The organism is Pedobacter sp. GW456-11-11-14-TSB4 (assembly GCF_059424425.1).
The window spans coordinates 17,365-35,529 of record NZ_JBWKZK010000002.1 but is presented as its reverse complement, the minus strand read 5'-3'; the positions used below and the strand labels follow the sequence as shown (position 1 = coordinate 35,529).

The 18,165-nt window shown below is 33.3% G+C and carries 18 protein-coding genes; 14 read left to right on the top strand and 4 right to left on the bottom strand.

Translation table 11 applies throughout. From position 1 onward, the window contains the following. Positions 1 to 15: 15 nt before the first annotated feature. Positions 16 to 699, top strand: a complete 684-nt coding sequence (cmk, locus tag AC07XU_RS07545) for a (d)CMP kinase (protein ID WP_494943028.1) — start codon at positions 16 to 18, stop codon at positions 697 to 699. Here cmk and AC07XU_RS07540 read toward each other — a convergent pair whose 3' ends face one another. Both AC07XU_RS07540 and AC07XU_RS07535 read right to left on the bottom strand, forming a co-directional pair. Continuing rightward, a complete protein-coding gene (locus tag AC07XU_RS07540) occupies positions 700 to 1,332 on the bottom strand; it encodes a nucleotidyl transferase AbiEii/AbiGii toxin family protein (RefSeq protein WP_494943027.1) in 633 nt (210 codons plus the stop codon). Beyond that, complete coding sequence (locus AC07XU_RS07535) at positions 1,287 to 1,592, bottom strand: DUF6922 domain-containing protein (RefSeq protein WP_494943026.1); 306 nt, start codon at positions 1,590 to 1,592, stop codon at positions 1,287 to 1,289. Before AC07XU_RS07535 ends, AC07XU_RS07540 begins: the two co-directional genes overlap by 46 nt. A gap of 50 nt (positions 1,593 to 1,642) precedes the next feature. Here AC07XU_RS07535 and AC07XU_RS07530 point away from each other — a divergent pair, with 50 nt between their 5' ends. The 10 genes from AC07XU_RS07530 (at position 1,643) to AC07XU_RS07485 (ending at position 12,436) form a co-directional block, all read left to right on the top strand. Then, positions 1,643 to 2,479, top strand: a complete 837-nt coding sequence (locus AC07XU_RS07530) for a 3-keto-disaccharide hydrolase (protein WP_494943025.1) — start codon at positions 1,643 to 1,645, stop codon at positions 2,477 to 2,479. 14 nt (positions 2,480 to 2,493) lie between these two features. Further along, positions 2,494 to 3,198, top strand: coding sequence for a hypothetical protein (locus tag AC07XU_RS07525; protein ID WP_494943024.1), 705 nt, complete (start codon positions 2,494 to 2,496; stop codon positions 3,196 to 3,198). 26 nt (positions 3,199 to 3,224) lie between these two features. After that, positions 3,225 to 4,784 carry a TPM domain-containing protein gene (locus tag AC07XU_RS07520; protein WP_494943023.1) on the top strand — a complete coding sequence of 520 codons (1,560 nt, stop codon included), beginning with the start codon at positions 3,225 to 3,227 and terminating at the stop codon, positions 4,782 to 4,784. A gap of 293 nt (positions 4,785 to 5,077) precedes the next feature. Further along, positions 5,078 to 5,791, top strand: a complete 714-nt coding sequence (locus tag AC07XU_RS07515) for an SH3 domain-containing protein (RefSeq protein ID WP_494943022.1) — start codon at positions 5,078 to 5,080, stop codon at positions 5,789 to 5,791. A gap of 720 nt (positions 5,792 to 6,511) precedes the next feature. After that, complete coding sequence (rpsA, locus tag AC07XU_RS07510; RefSeq protein WP_494943021.1) at positions 6,512 to 8,443, top strand: 30S ribosomal protein S1; 1,932 nt, start codon at positions 6,512 to 6,514, stop codon at positions 8,441 to 8,443. Between the two features lie 635 nt (positions 8,444 to 9,078). Further along, a complete protein-coding gene (locus AC07XU_RS07505; RefSeq protein WP_494943020.1) occupies positions 9,079 to 10,770 on the top strand; it encodes a beta-N-acetylhexosaminidase in 1,692 nt (563 codons plus the stop codon). A gap of 162 nt (positions 10,771 to 10,932) precedes the next feature. Continuing rightward, positions 10,933 to 11,118, top strand: a complete 186-nt coding sequence (locus AC07XU_RS07500) for a hypothetical protein (RefSeq protein WP_494943019.1) — start codon at positions 10,933 to 10,935, stop codon at positions 11,116 to 11,118. Next, positions 11,118 to 11,594 carry an RNA polymerase sigma factor gene (locus tag AC07XU_RS07495; RefSeq protein WP_494943018.1) on the top strand — a complete coding sequence of 159 codons (477 nt, stop codon included), beginning with the start codon at positions 11,118 to 11,120 and terminating at the stop codon, positions 11,592 to 11,594. The genes AC07XU_RS07500 and AC07XU_RS07495 overlap by 1 nt, the downstream gene beginning before the upstream one ends. After that, entirely contained in the window at positions 11,595 to 12,200 is a 606-nt protein-coding gene (locus AC07XU_RS07490; RefSeq protein WP_494943017.1) for a hypothetical protein, read from the top strand. It abuts the gene before it with no gap. A gap of 35 nt (positions 12,201 to 12,235) precedes the next feature. Further along, the gene (locus AC07XU_RS07485) at positions 12,236 to 12,436 is read left to right on the top strand and encodes a hypothetical protein (RefSeq protein ID WP_494943016.1); all 201 of its coding nucleotides are present in this window, start codon (positions 12,236 to 12,238) and stop codon (positions 12,434 to 12,436) included. Between the two features lie 519 nt (positions 12,437 to 12,955). Here the strand turns inward: AC07XU_RS07485 and AC07XU_RS07480 are convergent. Together AC07XU_RS07480 and AC07XU_RS07475 are read right to left on the bottom strand one after the other, a co-directional pair. Beyond that, positions 12,956 to 15,025 carry a M48 family metalloprotease gene (locus AC07XU_RS07480; protein ID WP_494943015.1) on the bottom strand — a complete coding sequence of 690 codons (2,070 nt, stop codon included), beginning with the start codon at positions 15,023 to 15,025 and terminating at the stop codon, positions 12,956 to 12,958. A 61-nt stretch (positions 15,026 to 15,086) separates the two neighbouring features. Then, complete coding sequence (locus AC07XU_RS07475; protein WP_494943014.1) at positions 15,087 to 15,488, bottom strand: thiol-disulfide oxidoreductase DCC family protein; 402 nt, start codon at positions 15,486 to 15,488, stop codon at positions 15,087 to 15,089. A gap of 23 nt (positions 15,489 to 15,511) precedes the next feature. Between AC07XU_RS07475 and AC07XU_RS07470 the strand changes: the two genes are divergently transcribed. The 3 genes from AC07XU_RS07470 (at position 15,512) to pyrR (ending at position 18,165) form a co-directional block, all read left to right on the top strand. Beyond that, entirely contained in the window at positions 15,512 to 16,717 is a 1,206-nt protein-coding gene (locus AC07XU_RS07470) for a DmpA family aminopeptidase (RefSeq protein ID WP_494943013.1), read from the top strand. Next, positions 16,717 to 17,547 (top strand): aminotransferase class IV, encoded by an 831-nt coding sequence (locus tag AC07XU_RS07465; RefSeq protein WP_494943012.1) that lies wholly within the window; start codon positions 16,717 to 16,719, stop codon positions 17,545 to 17,547. The genes AC07XU_RS07470 and AC07XU_RS07465 overlap by 1 nt, the downstream gene beginning before the upstream one ends. 72 nt (positions 17,548 to 17,619) lie before the next feature. Next, entirely contained in the window at positions 17,620 to 18,165 is a 546-nt protein-coding gene (gene pyrR / locus AC07XU_RS07460; RefSeq protein ID WP_494943011.1) for a bifunctional pyr operon transcriptional regulator/uracil phosphoribosyltransferase PyrR, read from the top strand.

Sequence of the window (18,165 nt, the reverse complement as noted above, 5' to 3'; positions counted from 1 at the left end):
TTACATTTGTAAACTATGAGAAAAAACCTAGTTGTGGCCATAGATGGCTATTCATCGTGCGGTAAAAGCACATTGGCAAAAGCTTTGGCTAAAAAATTAGGTTTTATTTACATAGATAGTGGTGCCATGTACAGAGCTGTTACGCTATATTTTTTGCGCAACAAAGTTGATATGACCAATCAAGCTGCTATTGATGATGCTTTACAACATATCGAATTAAATTTCCATTCTCGTGATTACGAATCTCATATTTTGTTAAACGGCGAAGAAGTTTCGGAAGAAATTAGACAAATGCCCGTTTCTGAAAGTGTGAGCGAGGTTTCGGCCAACAAGCAAGTTCGCCATGATATGGTAAAGCAACAACAGCGCATGGGCAAGTCTAAAAACATTGTTATGGATGGCCGTGATATTGGTACCGCAGTTTTTGAAGATGCTCAGGTGAAATTTTTTATGACTGCCGATCCAAAAATTAGAGCAGAACGCAGACATAAAGAAATGATTGCCAAAGGCGACAATGAAACCACTTTAGAAGAAGTTTTTGAAAATCTAGCACATCGTGATTATGCAGATACCACGAGAAAAGAAAGTCCGCTGGTTAGAGCCGAAGATGCTATCATCTTGGATAATACAGATTTAACACAACAGGAGCAGCTTGATTTTGCATTAGAAAAAGTAAATCCATTTTTACCTAAAGCTTAATTATTTTAAATAATCGCTAACCTTTTTACTGATGAAAGATTTTACCTTTTCCCAAGTTTGTCCTTTTAAACTAATAGGATCTTCACTTTCATTCGCATCTGCGAAATAAGTTAATGCAGATGGCAGAGAGATTAATAACATTTGTTCAGGATATTTTTCTTTGTGATAAGATAACATATGTTGTAGATTATAATTTGATAGTAGCTCTGCCATATCCCAAAAATCCTTCTTTTTTCCACGCCCTAATATTGCATTAAATTTCATTGCTATAATATCCTCAGTGCTAAACATCCTTAGCCCATCAGTAACATCTAAATCCCTTATAATTGGATGTGGATAAGAAACAATATCAACCTTAACATTTTTAATAAATCCAAAAACTGCCCATTTTGCTGGCATAACTTCTGGTATAAAATCATTGCCGAACTCGTTTCTCAATGCAGTTATTATATTTTCTTTATCGAATTTGATTTTTGAGAAACTAAACAAATCAAGGTCAATCGATAATCTATGTCCATATTTTAAAGACAATGCCGTGCCACCAACTAAAGCGAAATCCCTTAGTTCCGGAATGCTTAGTAAACGTTTTAATATGGAGAGAGTTTCGGGCTCAACTGTGTTGTAGTATAACATCTAAAAAGTTCTATGGGTTCACCAATAACAGCACTAGCCAAATATAAACGATGCATCGGCAAATATTTCGCATTCATTAAAACATCTCTAACCAAATCATCTCCATAATACCTTCTGCAATTACGAATATCTTGTACATCACCGCGTTCAAAAACCCTTTCAATAATAAATGAAGCTTTTTTATCATAATCTAGCAACTCAAAATTCACATCCCAAAAAATGCGTTTTTCGAATACAGGAATATTTTTGTTGGTTGACATAACACAAATTTACTTATTATTTTCTACTTTTAAATTTAACAACATCAACTATGTTCAATAAATCCCTATTCAACTTTTTAGTTTTATTTGCTCTAACTTTATCTTCTTGCTCTGCACAAAAAGGATGGATTAATCTTTTTAATGGCAAAGATTTAAAAGATTGGACCGTAAAAATTGCCAAACACGAGGTGGGTGAAAACTACGCAAATACATTTAGAGTCGAAGACGGGATCATGAAAGTAAGGTACGATGGTTACAAAGATTTTAACTTTCAATACGGCCATATACATTACAACAAACCATTTTCTTATTATTTATTAAAAATAGAATATCGCTTTGTAGGCGAGCAAGCTAAAGGTGGCGAAGGTTGGGCAACGAGAAATAGTGGTGCAATGTTACATGGGCAAGATCCGAAAACGATGTTAAAAAATCAAGATTTCCCGATTTCTGTTGAGGCACAATTACTTGGTGGAAATGGAACAGATCTTAGACACACGAGCAACGTTTGCACACCAGGCACAACGGTGTTTCTTGATGATAAACTCTACAAAGGACATTGTTTCGAGTCTAAATCAAAAACTTATGCTGGCGACCAGTGGGTTACAGCAGAGTTTTTAGTCTTAGGCGATTCGCTAATTCAGCATATTTTAGACAAAGAAGTTGTTCTTCAATATACCAAACCACAAATTGGCGGTGGCAGTGTAATTAACTTCGATCCAAAAGTAAAAGAAGATGGCAAGCGATTAACTGGCGGATATATTTCTCTGCAAAGCGAAAGTCACCCTGTTGAATTTAGAAAAGTAGCCTTGTTTGATTTAGCACCTTATGCAAATGACAAAGTTAAGCTTGATAAAATGATTAATAAGCTAAAAGCTGATACAAACTAATAAACTTTGACAAAATGAAAAAATTCTTTTTGTTTATCATAGTATTATTTGCCGTAAATCTGAGCTATGCATGTGATTGTGATGTTGACCCTCTTACCTTATACCAAAAGTCAAGTTTTGTTGCGAAAGTTCTAATTAAAAAAAATCATGTTAATGAGAACTCAAATACAGACATATTTAAAGTTGATATCGAAACATTGAAGGTTTTTAAAGGGCAGAATATTCAGCATGTATATGTTAATGGTTACAATGGAGTACCGGCCAAGCTAATTACGTCTTGTGATTTTAAGCCCACAGAAAATGAAGAATATGTGATTTTTGGATCTACAGTTAATGGCAAGACATTTATTGGCTCTTGTTCAAGCTTTAAATACGGTCTCCCCGAAGCCATATCATTACTAGAAATTTTGAAAAAGAAAGCTAATAATTACACTTCAAATGCGCCTTTTTCAAGTAAACATTTAACATATATTCCACATACAATTTTCAAAAATTATCCTGAAAATTTTTACAGAAAATCATACATAATTAAACTAACCATAGATAAAGATAAAACCGTAACTGATGTAGAATTTGTTTCAGATTTTGATATAGATATCCAAAAAACCTTAGTTTCTGACATTAAAAACAAAATTGATTGGAAAAAGAGATTAGCAGATATTAATACCAATTACTCCTACTCATTTCTAACAGAATTTTTCACCTTCAATCTTCTCTAAAGATTAATTTTTGTTGAAACTCTTTTATGAAGAAATTTTATTTGCTAACGCTTTTGTTATGGATCAGCATTTTTGCCGTTGGTCAAAAATTCTACACTGTAGATCAAATTCCAAATCCTAAAACCAACGGACAAGATTATTTTGTTAGCAATCCTGATGGCATTTTGTCGAACGTCTCAGAAATGGACGAAAAACTCGTTCAATTAGAAAAAGAAACGAAAGTAGAATTTGCTATAGTTGTTGTACAAGATTTCAATCAAAATTTGGAAGATTTTGAATTTGCCAAAGCCATTTTTGATAAATGGGGCATTGGAAAAGCTGGCAGCGATAACGGTTTACTGTTATTCGTATCACAAAACAGAAGAAAATGGCGCTTTATAAGTGGCGATGGAGTTGAAGGATTATTACCAGACATTGTTTTAAAGCAAATTGGCAATCAAAACCTTGTACCAGCCTTTAAAGAAAATAACTACGATGAAGGCATTTTAAATGCAATTGATGCGGTAAGCAACACTTTAACTAATCCAAATGCAAGAGCCGAAATACAAGGCTTGGTAAACCAAGAAGAGCAAAAAAATTTCGATTGGATGATTGTTTTAGGCACCTCTCTTGCCTTGATATTGCTATTTTTTATTGTTTTCAAGTTAATAAATAAAAAGGCAAAAAAAAATACGCTTATAACCAATAATCCATTCCAAACGGTTAAGACAAAAGCTATTGGAGCTAAAAATTCTAAGTCTAAAAAGAAAATTAACCAAATAATAGAAAATCAAAACGGTTACGATGCTGTTTACGTTAAAGGCTGTGTCGGCATATTCTTTTTCATATTTATTGCTGTTTTTGCTACCATATTTGCCGGCGGATTTGGTCTTTTCGAAAAATTCAAAATCACCCACATTCCTTACATTTTATATGTTCTATTAGGTATTGGGCTATTTTTCCGTTATTATGCTTATGTTGGCAATTTAAGAAGGACGCATTTTGATGATGAAAATTTTTTCGATGCAGTTAAAGATTTTCATGCTAAATATTGGTGGCTAATTGTTTTTTCGCCTCCAATTATTATTGCCCTCCTTATCCACAGCTTTAAAAAAGCAAAAACGGTAGATAGATTTAAGCCTATTTTTGATAGTAAAAACAAACAAATGTCTCGTTTAGATAGAGACATAAATCTAGAAGGTGAGCCTTATTTAAGCAAAGGACAAAGAAAAGAAGAACTCATCAAAGTTTATGATTACGATATTTGGATAAGTGATGACCAAACAGAAAAACAAGTTAAAGTTTGGCCTGCAGAAGAGTATGATAGCTACACCGAATGTCCAAAATGTAATTTTAGAACATATCAACTTAACAAACAAGAAACCACCAAATCGCCATCTTATAGCAGCACAGGCACAGCCAAACTCACTAATGAGTGTGGATTTTGCAACCATGTAGAATTTATCAGGTGGATTACATTATCCAAACTTGTAAAGTCTAGCTCTTCAAGTAGTGGTAGTAGTTCTTCAAGCAGTAGCAGTAGCTCTTCGAGTAGCAGTTTTGGAGGCGGTAGTAGCAGTGGTGGTGGTGCTGGTGGAAGTTGGTGAAATAATTTTTGATTTGAAAATCATATCTATTAGCTCTAATTAATGCTAGTCCTGCTTTCGCTTATATTCCTCGTTACGTTTCACTTCACTGTGGGCTATTTAGCTCAATCAGGTTTAAAATGCTAGGTCTTTGCAACTATTTACGAGTACAAAACCGCAAAACATTTTTGCACTAAATTGTGTTAATTTTAAAATTTTAGACCAGTTTCTAAAAGGGTTTCCTACTTTTGACGCTTCAAATTATTTTAATTTCTAATACCTAAGCTCAATAACATAGAGCTAAATTTAAAAACATGACCTACAAATTCCCACTTATTTTACTTGTTTTATTAGCTTTCTCATTTAACATATCTGCCCAAGATATGTATAAAGTTACTGCAGATAAGCTTAATGTTCGCGAAACCAAAGACCCAACAAGTAAGAAAATTGGCTTTGTACCTCAAAATGAAAATGTACAGGTGTTAGATTCTACTGATGCTAAATTTTTTAAAATTAAAGTAACCAATGGCGAAGGTTTTGTGAGCAGCCAATATTTATTACGGGTTTCGCCAATGCCAGCAAAAAAAGCCGATGCTCCAAAAGTTATGGTACAGCAGCAAACGAGTAAAGATAATTCTAAAACTATTTTTATTGCTTTTGTTGCCATTGTTATGCTGGGCTCGTTATTTCTAATTTTTAAGTTTTTAAACAATAAAGTCTTAATGGTTTTGGCTACTTGTGTAGTTTTAGCAGTTGGTTATTTAAGTTATTTAACTTTTATCGTAGAAAAATCTGTTGCCGGTAAATACTTTAACCATGGTGATGGCGATTATAATTCATTTGAGTTTAAAAACAACAATGTGATTATTGAAGACGCTTACATGGATACCTTAATTACAACCAAGTACACGGTTGAAGGCGACATGATTAAATTTAAGCAGCAAGAAAATACAATTATGTTGCTTATTAGAGATGACAATACTTTGGTTGGTGAAGGTTTTACCAGAGGAACTTTTACTAAGCAGTAGTTTTAACCACAGATAAAAGAGATAAACACAGATTTAATTAAATTTAAGCTTGAAATATTAAAGCTCTTTGAGATTAAAAATCTGCAACATCTAAAAAAATGTGGCTAAAGCCTTTACAAGCAACTTTCATCCGTTGGCTAAAGCCAACGGCAAGTAAAAAATGAATCTCAAACCATATAAATTCCAGATTACAAATCTGGAATAGCTAGTGCAAATCTGGAATAGCTATCGAAAATATGGAATAGCAAGTTTCAAACATATAAATTCTAGATTACAAATCTGGAATAGCTAGTGCAAATCTGAAATGGCTATCGAAAATATGGAATAGCAAGATGATAGAATCTGTTACTAAATATTTATTACCGTTGGCTTTAGCCAACGGATTTTAACAACTAAACAACGGCTTTAGCCACATCTAAGCCATAACAGTTTATAATTTTAGCACAAGCTTTGCATTTTAAACCCGGTTGTAGCGAGCACGAAGCCGAGGAACGAGGCGAGTAAAGCGAAAAACGGGACTAACTTTAAAAAAGCTGCTGTTTTTGCTTTTCTAAAATCTATTTTTTGACGCGTATTCTCTATCGACTTTACGCAATACGTTATACTTATTTTACTATATCCTTAATTATCAGCAACATTTATTAAAAAAATCTTTTCTTTTAAAAAAGAAATTTCTACCTTTGCAGTCCCTAAATAGGGAACAAAGGAGATTATTAATTAATGGCTAAAAAACAAGTAGCAGAAAAAGAACTAGAGGCTAAAACAGCCGAACTACAAGGTGCAGACGCTCGTCTAACCGAGAAAGAAACAATTGAGTCAGAAGCTGATTCGGTTTCTATCGAACAAATCAAATCATCATTAGCAACACCAGATCAAGATTTTGATTGGGATGCAGATGATAAAGTATTTGGTAACTACAGTGACGCAGACCGTAAAAAGTTTGAAGATATGTATACAGATACTTTCAACCAAATCACTCAAGGCGAGATCATTAGTGGTATCGTTGTGTCTATTAACAACAAAGATGTAGTATTAAACGTAGGTTTCAAATCTGACGGTTTAGTTTCTACTTCAGAGTTTAGAGATACACCTGATTTGAAAATTGGCGATTCAGTGGATGTTTTCGTAGAAGCTCCAGAAGATGCGAATGGTCAGTTGATTTTATCTCGCAAGAGAGCAAAAACACAACGTTCTTGGGAAACCATTAACGCTGCGCTTGACAATGATACCATTATTAATGGTTTCGTGAAAAGCCGTACTAAAGGTGGTTTAATTGTTGATATTATGGGTGTAGAAGCTTTCTTACCTGGATCTCAAATTGACATTAAACCTATCCGTGATTACGATGTTTACGTTGGTAAAACAATGGAATTCAAAGTTGTAAAAATCAACCACGAATTTAAAAACGTTGTAGTATCTCACAAAATTTTAATTGAAGACGATTTAGAAAGCCAAAAAGTTGAAATCGTTTCTAAATTAGAAAAAGGTCAAGTATTAGAAGGTACTGTTAAAAACATTACTGATTTCGGTGTGTTCATCGATTTAGGTGGTGTTGATGGTTTACTTCACATTACTGATATTTCTTGGGGCCGCATAGAGCATCCAAAAGAAGTATTATCATTAGACGAAAAAATCAACGTTGTTGTTTTAGACTTTGATGATGAGAAAAAACGTATCGCTTTAGGTTTAAAACAATTAACTCCTCACCCTTGGGAAAATTTAGATGCTAACTTAGCTGTTGGTTCTAAAGTTAAAGGTAAAATTGTTACTGTTGCTGATTACGGTGCTTTCTTAGAAATCATTCCAGGTGTTGAAGGTTTAATCCACGTTTCAGAAATGAGCTGGTCACAAAACTTACGTTCACCTCAAGAATTCTTGAAAGTTAATGACGAGATCGAAGCTGAAGTTTTAACTTTAGACAGAGATGAGCGTAAAATGAGCTTAGGTATTAAACAATTAACTCAAGATCCTTGGGGTAATGTTGCTGATAGATATCAAATTGGAAGCAAACACAAAGCTGTTGTTAAAAACATGACTAACTTTGGTGTGTTTGTTGAAATTGAAGAAGGAATTGATGGATTAATCCACATTTCTGACTTATCTTGGAGCAAAAAAGTTAACCACCCTAACGAGTTTACTAAAGTTGGTGATACATTAGATGTTGTTGTTTTAGAACTTGATGTTGAAAACCGCAAATTATCTTTAGGTCACAAACAATTAGAAGAAAACCCTTGGGATACTTTCGAAACTATCTTTACCCTTGATTCAGTTCATACAGGTACAGTAGTTAAAGTAACTGATAAAGGTGCTGTTATTGCTTTACCATACGGTGTAGAAGGTTTCGTGCCTACTAAACACATGGCTAAAGAAGACGGTTCTGTAATTAAAGCTGAAGAAACCAATGAATTTAAAATCATTGAGTTTAACAAAGATGCTAAACGTATCGTAGTTTCTCACGCCCGTATTTGGGAAGAGGCTAAAGCTGAAGTTGCTGCTGAAGAAAGAGCTACTAAAAAGAAAGAAGCTAAAGCTTCTGTAAGTGCGGTTAAAAAAGTGAAAGATTCTGTAGAGAAATCTACATTAGGTGATCTTAGCGTTCTTGCTCAATTAAAAGAGCAAATGGAAGGCGAAGAAAGCAAAAACAAAAAATAAGCTTTTTAACTAGCTAATAATATAATCCCGATAGGCAAATGCTTATCGGGATTTTTTGTTTCAAAAATTCTTCATTGCGAAGAAGATTTTTAATCGACTGCGGCAATCTCCTTTTAGGTTTTAAACCATATAAGAAATATAAGTTCATTGAAGCTTTGTCTTATATTTCCTTAAATGCCTGATATGGTGAATATTAGAAAACGAATGCTACTTCCCATCGGCCACTGCTGTCCCGCTTTCCTTGCTGCTCCCGAAGAAAAATCGGGAGCATCCATCCAATCGGGTTTATAATTTAAAGCCAGTATTTTTTGGCAACATTTTCGTTCAAGCGTATAAACCTCACCCTATTAACGCTTTGTGCTTTGGCTTCTGTTTGTTCAGTCCCTCTCCTCAAGGAGAGGGAAAAAACGGAACTGCGTTTAACCACTAGCTTTAAAAGGGTGAGGTTATTAGAAAACGAATGCTACTTCCCATCGCCCACTCCTGCCCCGCTTTCCTTCCTGCTCCCGAAGAAAAATTGGGAGCATCCATCCAATCGGGTTTATAGCAGAAAGCAAGTGGTTTTTAGCAACATTTCCGTTCAATCGTTCTAAAGCCCACCAAATTTGCTATTTTTGATCATCAAACCTAATCAAATGAAAAAAATCTCATTATACTTCCTGCTTTTATTTTTAAGCATCAATTTATCTGCGCAGATAAAAGTAATGACCAATTCTCCTGGCATTAATATCATACCAAAACCAGTTATTGCACAATTAACGGCAACTAATAATGGTTTCACGATAAATGCTAAAACTCAGATTTATGTACAAAATGACTCACTGATTAATTCAGCTCAATTCTTGGCAAATTATATACAAAGTAATTATACCCATACACTTAAAATTACAACAACAAAAACTGCACAAAATTCGATTAACCTCATCTCACAAACCAATTTTCAAAACTTTAAAGACACTTATAACTTAACTGTTAAAGAAAATGAAATAACTATAAACGGAAATTCTAGTGCTGGTGTTTTTTACGGTATTCAATCTTTAATACAACTTTTGCCCACTACTAAAACTGCAAGCATTAAAATCCCATCCATTTCTATAATTGACTATCCCCGCTTCGAATACCGTGGCATGCACCTTGATGTTAGTCGCCATTTTTTTGATGTAGCAACCGTTAAAAAATACATAGACTATCTGGCTCTGCATAAAATGAATTATTTCCATTGGCATTTAACTGATGATCATGGTTGGAGAATTGAGATTAAAAAATATCCAAAACTAACCGAAGTTGGCGCTTGGCGTAATGGAAGCATTATAGGTTTATGGCCTGGTAAAGGAAATGAAAATATCAAATATCAGGTATTGCCAAATGATGTAAAAATTACTCCAGCAAATGCAACAATTAAAACAGATGGCATTAAACATGGTGGCTATTATACGCAAGAAGAAATTAAGGATGTAATTGATTACGCTGCTAAAAGATACATTACGATTATTCCTGAAATTGAAATGCCTGCACATAGCATGGCTGCTTTGGCCGCCTATCCAGAATTTGGTACCGACCCTAATAGTGGTTACAAAGTTGCAGAAACTTGGGGAATGCTGAATAAGTACAACAATGTGTTTGCTCCAACTGAAAAAACTTTCAAATTTTTAGAAGATGTATTAACAGAAGTAATTGATTTATTTCCAGCTCAATATATACACATTGGTGGCGATGAAGCTTCTAAAATTTGGTGGAGAAAAGATGCCGCTACGCAACAATTGATGAAGGCCAATAACTTGAAAGACGAAAGTGCTTTGCAAAGTTATTTTATTAATCGTATTGAAAAATTTGTGAACAGTAAAGGCAAAGCCATTATCGGTTGGGATGAAATTTTAGATGGTGGCTTAGCGCCAAATGCAGTTGTGATGAGTTGGCGAGGTGAAAAGGGTGGCATCGCCGCAGCAAAAATAAAGCAAAAAGTAATTATGACACCCGAAGAAAAGCTGTACTTAAATCATAAACAATTTATGAATGATGACAGCTTGGCTGCAAACAAATTTCTGCCATTAGAAACAGTTTACAATTACGAACCAGTGCCGGCAGAATTAAATGCTGAACAAGCCAAATACATTTGGGGCGCTCAAGGTAACTTATGGTCTGAGTATATTGCTAATCCTGCTAAAATAGAATACATGTTGTTTCCAAGATTGGATGCGCTAAGCGAAATTTTATGGAGCCCAAAGAATAGTAAAAACTATCCAGATTTTTTAAGAAGGTTAAAAAACCAGTTTAAACGGTATGATTTGATGGGCATAACTTATAGCAAAAGATATACTGAAAATTAATTTTCACTTCCGCTCCTGTCGGTCGGTGTTTCACCGACCGAAACAATTTTTACAGATCACAACAACAGCAGATTATTTAAATTAGAATTAATTTACAATTGCTGTAATTTTTTCATTTGATTGCTTACTAACTGTACAAATAATCAGTTTAATATGAGCAAAATGGAAAATAAAAAATCAAAAGTTGGATTTACCGCATTTCTTATCCTAATTTTGTCTACTACAGAAATGCATTCAGTACTGAAATACATTATGTTGTTAATTGCAACAATATCTTTTATAATCACTGCAACACAAATTTACGAGGAGTTAAAAGCAACTAGAAAATCTTTAAAGTCTAAAGAATAATGACAGAAAAGGCTTATCTCCAAAAAATTGAAGAACATAAAGGAATTATTCTTAAGGTAGTAAATCTTTATGCAGATGATTTAGAGGACAGAAAAGATTTATATCAAGAAATTGTTTTTCAAAGTTGGAGTGCTTACGGAAGATTTGAAGGTAATGCTAAATTTTCTACTTGGCTATACCGAATTAGCCTAAATGTTGCCTTAACTTTTCTAAATAAACGCAATAAAGTAAATCAACTAAAAGAAAATTCAAGGCAAGAGCCAACTTATGAACCGCAAGAACTTTCTGAAAGAGCAGACTTCCTTTACAGGGCAATTAAACAATTGCCAGAGACTGACAGAAGTATTATTATGCTACACCTTGATGGATTTGATAATGGCGAAATAAGCGAAATCATAGGTATTTCCAAAGGAAATACAAATGTTAAACTTCACCGAATTAAACAGCAACTCACAACTATATTAAACAGAAAATAAATGAATTTACAACAGGAATGGCAATATTTAAATGCCGAGTTTCTAAGTAAAAAAGAAGCAGCAATAATCGAAACTTTTAAGCTTGATCACAGATCCTGTAGTTTAATAGGAGACATTTTGTTTAAGTTAAAATGGAAGCTAAGATGGATAAGAATAATCAACATCCCTATGCTTATTGGGGCATTATTTATTAAAACCGACTTGCAATTTTTATTATTAGGTGTTTTTATAACTTACGAGATATGTAGATTTTTTGGACAAAGAGAATTTCAAAAAATTAAAACAGCAATAGATTTCGATACAACAACCAAACAAGTTTTAGAAGATAATCTTAAATCAATACAGCGGATTTTAAGAATGGAAAATCTTTTTGGATATGTTTTTTTACCCATAAGTGGTCCAATAGGATGGCTTGCTTATAAATTGTATGTCCATCAAGATATTGCCACAGTAATTAGTTTGCCAAACCTAAGCTGGCAGTTGTTTATTTGCATGTTGGTTGGCATCCCATTTATTTTTATTGCTCAAAAAATGAATGATAGCATCTTTAAAACACCTATAAAAGAATTAGAAAATAAAATTTCAGAATTATCAGAACAGAATTGATAAATAAATCTAATCTTTGAAAAGAAAATAGAATTATGCGAAAAATACTGGCCATACTTTGTACTTTAATTACACTATATGCTTTTAAAGAAACATTTTACATTTTTACGAGCAATGAAGTAGAAATTGTAAAGCAAAGACCAATTTTGATTATCATATCTTTAAGTATAAGCTTGCCTTTGGCACTATTGTGTTTATGGCTTTGGAGACCGAAAGCAAAAACCAAAGCTGATTAAAAATCAGACAAAAAGAATTAGCAAATTTCAAAATAACATGACGTTAGGTGAATATGTAAAAAAGAGAAATGGAGTACCTATCGGACATCCCCAATCACTATCTAGAAATTTACACCGATCTCTTGGCGCTAAAAACTTCTCTTCATTTTGGAATTATTGGAATCCGATTTTCGGATATTATTTGGGATTAAAAGTGTTTAAACCACTTAAACGATTTTTGCCATTATCCGTTTGCATACTTCTTACCTTTGTTTTTTGTGGTCTCATTCATGACTTCGTATCTCTAATTATTCGTGGAAAAACATCTTTTTTGTTTGCAACATGGTTTTTACTAATGGGTATTATGGTTATCATTACTAAAATCTTTAATCCAGATCTTTCTCAGAGACATTTGATAATACGTGCTTTAAATAATCTTTCAATTATTTTTATTTGTTTATACCTCGCTTATATTTTTAGCAGATTTTTGAATATAAGCATAATTATTTTTTGAAGCTGATTAAAAAACCAATCATCAAATTAAGCTATTTTTCGCTCGCCTTCAAGAGATTGTAAATGTATCCGTTCCATTTCCAACAATAGACTTTTTTTGGTTTCAAAAAATAAATGATTAAGCAAATCTCGATAAGCATTTAATGCTAAAAACAAAATATCAAGTTCCGAATCATTGTAAGTTTTTCCCCCGAAATAAAAAGGATTTTTCTTCTCCACAAATTTATCCAAATGATTTTTCGACTCTTGCTTAAAGCTTTTTGCAGTTGATAAGACTAACATCTTTTCTATATGCCCCTTAAGTTCCTTTTCAGTAGCCGAAAATATGGCAAGATTAGCTTCAATTTCGTCAATTGGTGTTGTGTATTGGATAAATTGTGTTTGCTCAATTGCTTTTGAATAAACTAATGCTGCCTCGTCGCAAACTGTATCCGTATTTAGAAAATCATCATATTTTTCTGTAAAAACCAAACCTTTATCTTCGGCTTTAAGCTTGAAATAGGTATAAATAAGTCGATCATTTTTAGCAATAGCAGCCTTAAGTTCTTTTAATTCTTGCTCAAGTTTCGGTAACAATTCATGCACATCATATTTTTGATATTTATTACCATCATATTCGAATGATTTGATATCCGTTTCTTGTGTTTGTACTTGTTTAAGAAAATTTATATCCGCTTCTAAAGCAAACGAACTATAAAGCAAATCAATACTTTCTGCTCCATAAAGTTCATCGAAATTAACAATACCTTCTTTATTATCAATATCAACTTTACTTGGCTGATAACTGTCATAGTATCCATTAAATAATTTCGGAAAAGCATTAGCCGATGCTTTTTTCAAATAATCTATCTTAAAGTCTTCAAACATATCAGATTTTACGTCACCTCTATAAACTACATTGGCAAACAACAAATTTGTAACTGCAGCTTGTGTAACTTCAATATCTGCAAACAATGAAGTTGCAGGCTCTCCATCATCTTCACCTTCCGGAAAATTACCACTCTTAATTGCGGCTATCCTATCTTCGGTACTCGGGTGACTAGCCCATTGGTTTTTTACTACCAATTTCGATTTGTTATAACGGTTAAAGTATTCTTCAGTAACGTTTGGCAAACCATTTACAAATTCAACTCCACTTTCATTGGCTATCATATCCATCATAAAACGATGCTGTGGATAAATGTTTTTAGGTTTAATGTTTTCGTCAATCTTTTGCTCATAATAAGTTATGGCTCTGTCGAATGAGTTATTAGCTAAATCTAAACGCATCATCGAAGAGATAAATGGTTTGCTGCCAAATGTATTTACTGCGATAGCATCTGCATGAAATTCCATCTCTCTTGATAAGTTCAAATGTTGCAAATTCACTACATTATAAAGTTTTCTCAATATCCATTGGATGCCTTCGATTATCTTAACCCCAAAAATTACAAAAAGAGCAAAATAGTTACTAATGTTAGCGAATCGTTGTATTAATTTACCATAGCTATCATTATCATAGAGCATGTTATAAATAATTTGATTTACGGTATAAACATAACTGCCCACCTTCATTGTTCTTTGAGAAAAATGACCAAACTCATGTGCCAATATCGCCTTTAATTCATTTTTAGATACGCTATTCACCAAAGCCATACCAATCTGTAAATTTTTCCTCACCGGCAAAATCATACTTAAGAAAGTAGAGTCGTAGAAAACTGCCGCATTAACTTCGTGAGAAACATAAATTCTTTTAGGGAAATCTGTATGTACATGATTTACAATTTTTCTAATTTCTTCATAAAGCATTGGCGCATCTGCTTCAGTTAACTCAATTAAATGCGAACGATCAATTTTATTTCTTTTAAAGATAAACTTCACCAAAAAAACTACCACAATTAAGCCCATTCCAATTAGTCCTGCACCCAACAAAAAGGTAATCCAATGAACTTTAAAACTAATTAAGATAATGCCCAAAAAACCGCAAAGCATAGCTAAACCAATAGCAAGTAATAACAGAAAAAAATAAGAAATGATAAAAAAGAAGATCGCAAGAATTGCCTTACGAGCCGCGTCTTTAAATTCTTGGCTCGTCAAATTTTCAGAAAGGTTTTTCATAAGAAGCGTTAAGTGAGTTTTGTATCGTAAATAAAATAATTATCGCTGATACTTACAAACTTTAGCCTAAAAACCTACTTTTCAATGCTGGTGTTGGTACCCAACAACTTTCTTGTTTGCCAAACCATCTGTATCGGTTTTTAGCAACGAAGTCATAAACTGCATCTCTTATATATTTCGGAACAACAATAAAAGCATATAAAAGTGGCCAAAGTCCATTTAATTTTTTGGCAACGCGTAATGCTGCAGTAGATTTTTGATAAATCTTTCCATCTGCTAACAATATGAAACTCCCCAATTGACTGTGGTTAACATTAAAAGGTTTTAGCTTTTCTTCTGCAAAATCACTTTGTAAAGGAGCAAATTTGAAAACATTATCATAATCACGCTCAATAGTAAATTGTACTGCACCATTGCAAAGGTTGCATATACCATCAAAAAATATCACGTTGTTAATTTTCATTAAGCTAATTTAATGCATATTAAATGTTAAAGTTTACATTTATCATTTTGTTACCAAAATATGTTGAATCTTATAAATACTTTATAACTTTAGTGATGCAAAAATGGCAACTTACCTTATTATTGCTTTTCATTTTTTCGGCCACAAAAGCTCAAGAAATAAAAAGAGCAAGAGATTATGGCATAAATATCGGCGTTGTAAATCCCGGAAATTTCAACAGCATTACTGATGTTGTGGGTGTAAAAGTTGGTCATACAACATTAATTGAAGGTGATTCTGTTAGAACAGGTGCAACAGCAATTTTACCGCATTCTGGGAACCTCTTTCAGCAGAAAGTACCTGCAGCTATATTTGTTGCTAATGGCTTTGGTAAACTTGCAGGCAGCACACAAATAATGGAGTTAGGTAACCTAGAAACGCCGATTGTTTTAACCAACACCATGAATGTTGCTACAGCAATAGATGCTATAATTAGCTATTCTTTAAAACAAAGTGGAAATGAAAATTTGCGTTCGGTTAATGCTGTTGTTGGAGAAACGAATGATAGTTTTTTAAATGATATAAAGGGTAGGCATGTTACAACTGCCGACGTTTTAACTGCTATAGCCAATGCAAAGGATGGAAGAATTGAGGAAGGAAATGTGGGTGCAGGCACTGGCACTATTTGTTTTGGATATAAAGGTGGCATCGGTACATCCTCACGTAAATTACCAAAAAATTTGGGTGGTTATACGGTTGGTGTGCTGGTGCAAACAAATTTTGGAGGTGTTTTACAAATTAATGGAGTTAACGTAGGTAAAGAATTAGGTAAATTCGATTTTAGCAATCAATTATTAAACAACGTTGATGGTTCTTGCATGATCATAGTAGCTACTGATGCTCCTTTAGACAGTAGAAATTTAGAAAGATTGGCTAAAAGAGCTTTTCTGGGTTTAGGTAAAACTGGAGGAATAGCTTCGAATGGTAGTGGCGATTATGTAATTGCATTCTCAACTGCCGAAAATCTTCGAATTGCACATAGTCCAAAACAAAAAGTTAATCAAAACAACACTTTACACAACGATTATACCTCTCCCATTTTCATGGCTGCCATAGAAGCTACAGAAGAAGCTATTATTAATTCTTTATTTGCCGGAAAAACAATGAAAGGCAACAAAGGCAATGTAGTAGAGGGTTTACCGATTGAAAAAGTATTAACCATTTTAAAAAAATATAATAACATCAACTAATGAATAAAAGGTTCGTTTCCATTAACAATCAATTATTTAAAGAGGAAGAGGCAAAACTAAATGTGACTGATTTGGCCATACAAAGAGGCTATGGAATTTTTGATTTCTTAAAAACAATCAACGGAAAAGCAGTTTTTATCGACGATCATTTTAACAGATTTTACGCGTCTGCAAATGCATTAAACCTTCCTGTTAAGTATAATAGAGAAACCTTATTAAACATGGTTTACGATTTAATGGAACATAATCAAATACCAAACTCTGGTATAAAAATGATTTTAACTGGTGGCTTTTCTCCAGATGGATATTTAATTGCTGAACCTAATTTAATTATCAATCAGACACCTTTTAAAATGGATGAAAGTAGTTTTGATAGAGGTTTGCGATTAATTACTCACAACCACCAAAGGCAATTATCAAACATTAAAACTATTGATTATTTGCAAGCCATACTTTTGCAACCAAAAGTAAAAGAACAACTGGCTGATGATATTTTATACCACAATAATGGAGCAATTAGAGAATGTCCGAGAGCAAACATTTTTATGGTAAAAGGAAATACAGTTGTTACTCCTAAAACTTCCATTTTATGGGGAATAACAAGAAGCAAAATATTAAATTTTAGCATTGCTGGATATAATATTGTTGAACAAGATTTTACATTAGATGATTTAGCTAATGCTAATGAAGCATTTATCACCAGTTCTACCAAAAATGTGATGCCAGTATTAAATATTGATGGTAAAGATGTAGGCAATGGGAAGGTTGGCTCCATTACCACTTTAATTAATGATGAATTTAAATCACTATTACAAAAGGCGATGGCTTAAACAAATTTAAAATTCCAACAAATCAACTTCCCAAATTAAAACATTTGCCTATATTTGCTCAATCCTTGTTAAATGCAGAAGAGAACCCTCCTAGACGGTAAAAAATTTCAAATCACAATTAAGAGACTTTGTCATCAGTTAATTGAGAATCACACCGATTTTAGCAATACAGTATTAGTTGGTATCCAACCTAGAGGAACATTTTTCGCCGATCGCGTACACCAAGAACTTTCCGAAATTTTAAAAACAACATCCATTAAAAAAGGTAATTTAGATATTACTTTTTTTAGAGATGATTTTAGAAGAAAAGATGGTTTGGTAACAGCAAGTAGCAATACCATCAACTTTTTCATAGAAGGTAAACAAGTTATCTTAATTGATGATGTGTTATGGACTGGAAGAACAATTCGGGCGGCTATGGATGCATTATTAGCTTACGGTAGACCAGAAAGAGTTGAATTGATGGTTTTGATCGACAGAAGGTTTTCGAGACATTTACCTATTGAGCCTAATTACATTGGACAGCAGGTTGATTGTGTAGATTCGCAGAAAGTAAAGGTGAGCTGGAAAGAACAAGAAGGCGAAGACAAAGTGATTTTATTATCAGATAAACAATAA

Excerpts from the sequence above, each read along its gene's own strand:
- AC07XU_RS07515 (WP_494943022.1), top strand. The coding sequence starts at position 5,078 with ATGACCTACAAATTCCCACTTATTTTACTTGTTTTATTAGCTTTCTCA.
- rpsA (WP_494943021.1), top strand. The coding sequence starts at position 6,512 with ATGGCTAAAAAACAAGTAGCAGAAAAAGAACTAGAGGCTAAAACAGCC.
- cmk (WP_494943028.1), top strand. The coding sequence starts at position 16 with ATGAGAAAAAACCTAGTTGTGGCCATAGATGGCTATTCATCGTGCGGT.
- AC07XU_RS07540 (WP_494943027.1), bottom strand. The coding sequence starts at position 1,332 with ATGTTATACTACAACACAGTTGAGCCCGAAACTCTCTCCATATTAAAA.
- AC07XU_RS07465 (WP_494943012.1), top strand. The coding sequence starts at position 16,717 with ATGAATAAAAGGTTCGTTTCCATTAACAATCAATTATTTAAAGAGGAA.
- AC07XU_RS07490 (WP_494943017.1), top strand. The coding sequence starts at position 11,595 with ATGAATTTACAACAGGAATGGCAATATTTAAATGCCGAGTTTCTAAGT.
- AC07XU_RS07480 (WP_494943015.1), bottom strand. The coding sequence starts at position 15,025 with ATGAAAAACCTTTCTGAAAATTTGACGAGCCAAGAATTTAAAGACGCG.
- AC07XU_RS07530 (WP_494943025.1), top strand. The coding sequence starts at position 1,643 with ATGTTCAATAAATCCCTATTCAACTTTTTAGTTTTATTTGCTCTAACT.
- AC07XU_RS07535 (WP_494943026.1), bottom strand. The coding sequence starts at position 1,592 with ATGTCAACCAACAAAAATATTCCTGTATTCGAAAAACGCATTTTTTGG.
- AC07XU_RS07520 (WP_494943023.1), top strand. The coding sequence starts at position 3,225 with ATGAAGAAATTTTATTTGCTAACGCTTTTGTTATGGATCAGCATTTTT.
- AC07XU_RS07505 (WP_494943020.1), top strand. The coding sequence starts at position 9,079 with ATGAAAAAAATCTCATTATACTTCCTGCTTTTATTTTTAAGCATCAAT.
- AC07XU_RS07475 (WP_494943014.1), bottom strand. The coding sequence starts at position 15,488 with ATGAAAATTAACAACGTGATATTTTTTGATGGTATATGCAACCTTTGC.
- pyrR (WP_494943011.1), top strand. The coding sequence starts at position 17,620 with ATGCAGAAGAGAACCCTCCTAGACGGTAAAAAATTTCAAATCACAATT.
- AC07XU_RS07470 (WP_494943013.1), top strand. The coding sequence starts at position 15,512 with ATGTTAAAGTTTACATTTATCATTTTGTTACCAAAATATGTTGAATCT.
- AC07XU_RS07500 (WP_494943019.1), top strand. The coding sequence starts at position 10,933 with ATGGAAAATAAAAAATCAAAAGTTGGATTTACCGCATTTCTTATCCTA.
- AC07XU_RS07525 (WP_494943024.1), top strand. The coding sequence starts at position 2,494 with ATGAAAAAATTCTTTTTGTTTATCATAGTATTATTTGCCGTAAATCTG.
- AC07XU_RS07485 (WP_494943016.1), top strand. The coding sequence starts at position 12,236 with ATGCGAAAAATACTGGCCATACTTTGTACTTTAATTACACTATATGCT.
- AC07XU_RS07495 (WP_494943018.1), top strand. The coding sequence starts at position 11,118 with ATGACAGAAAAGGCTTATCTCCAAAAAATTGAAGAACATAAAGGAATT.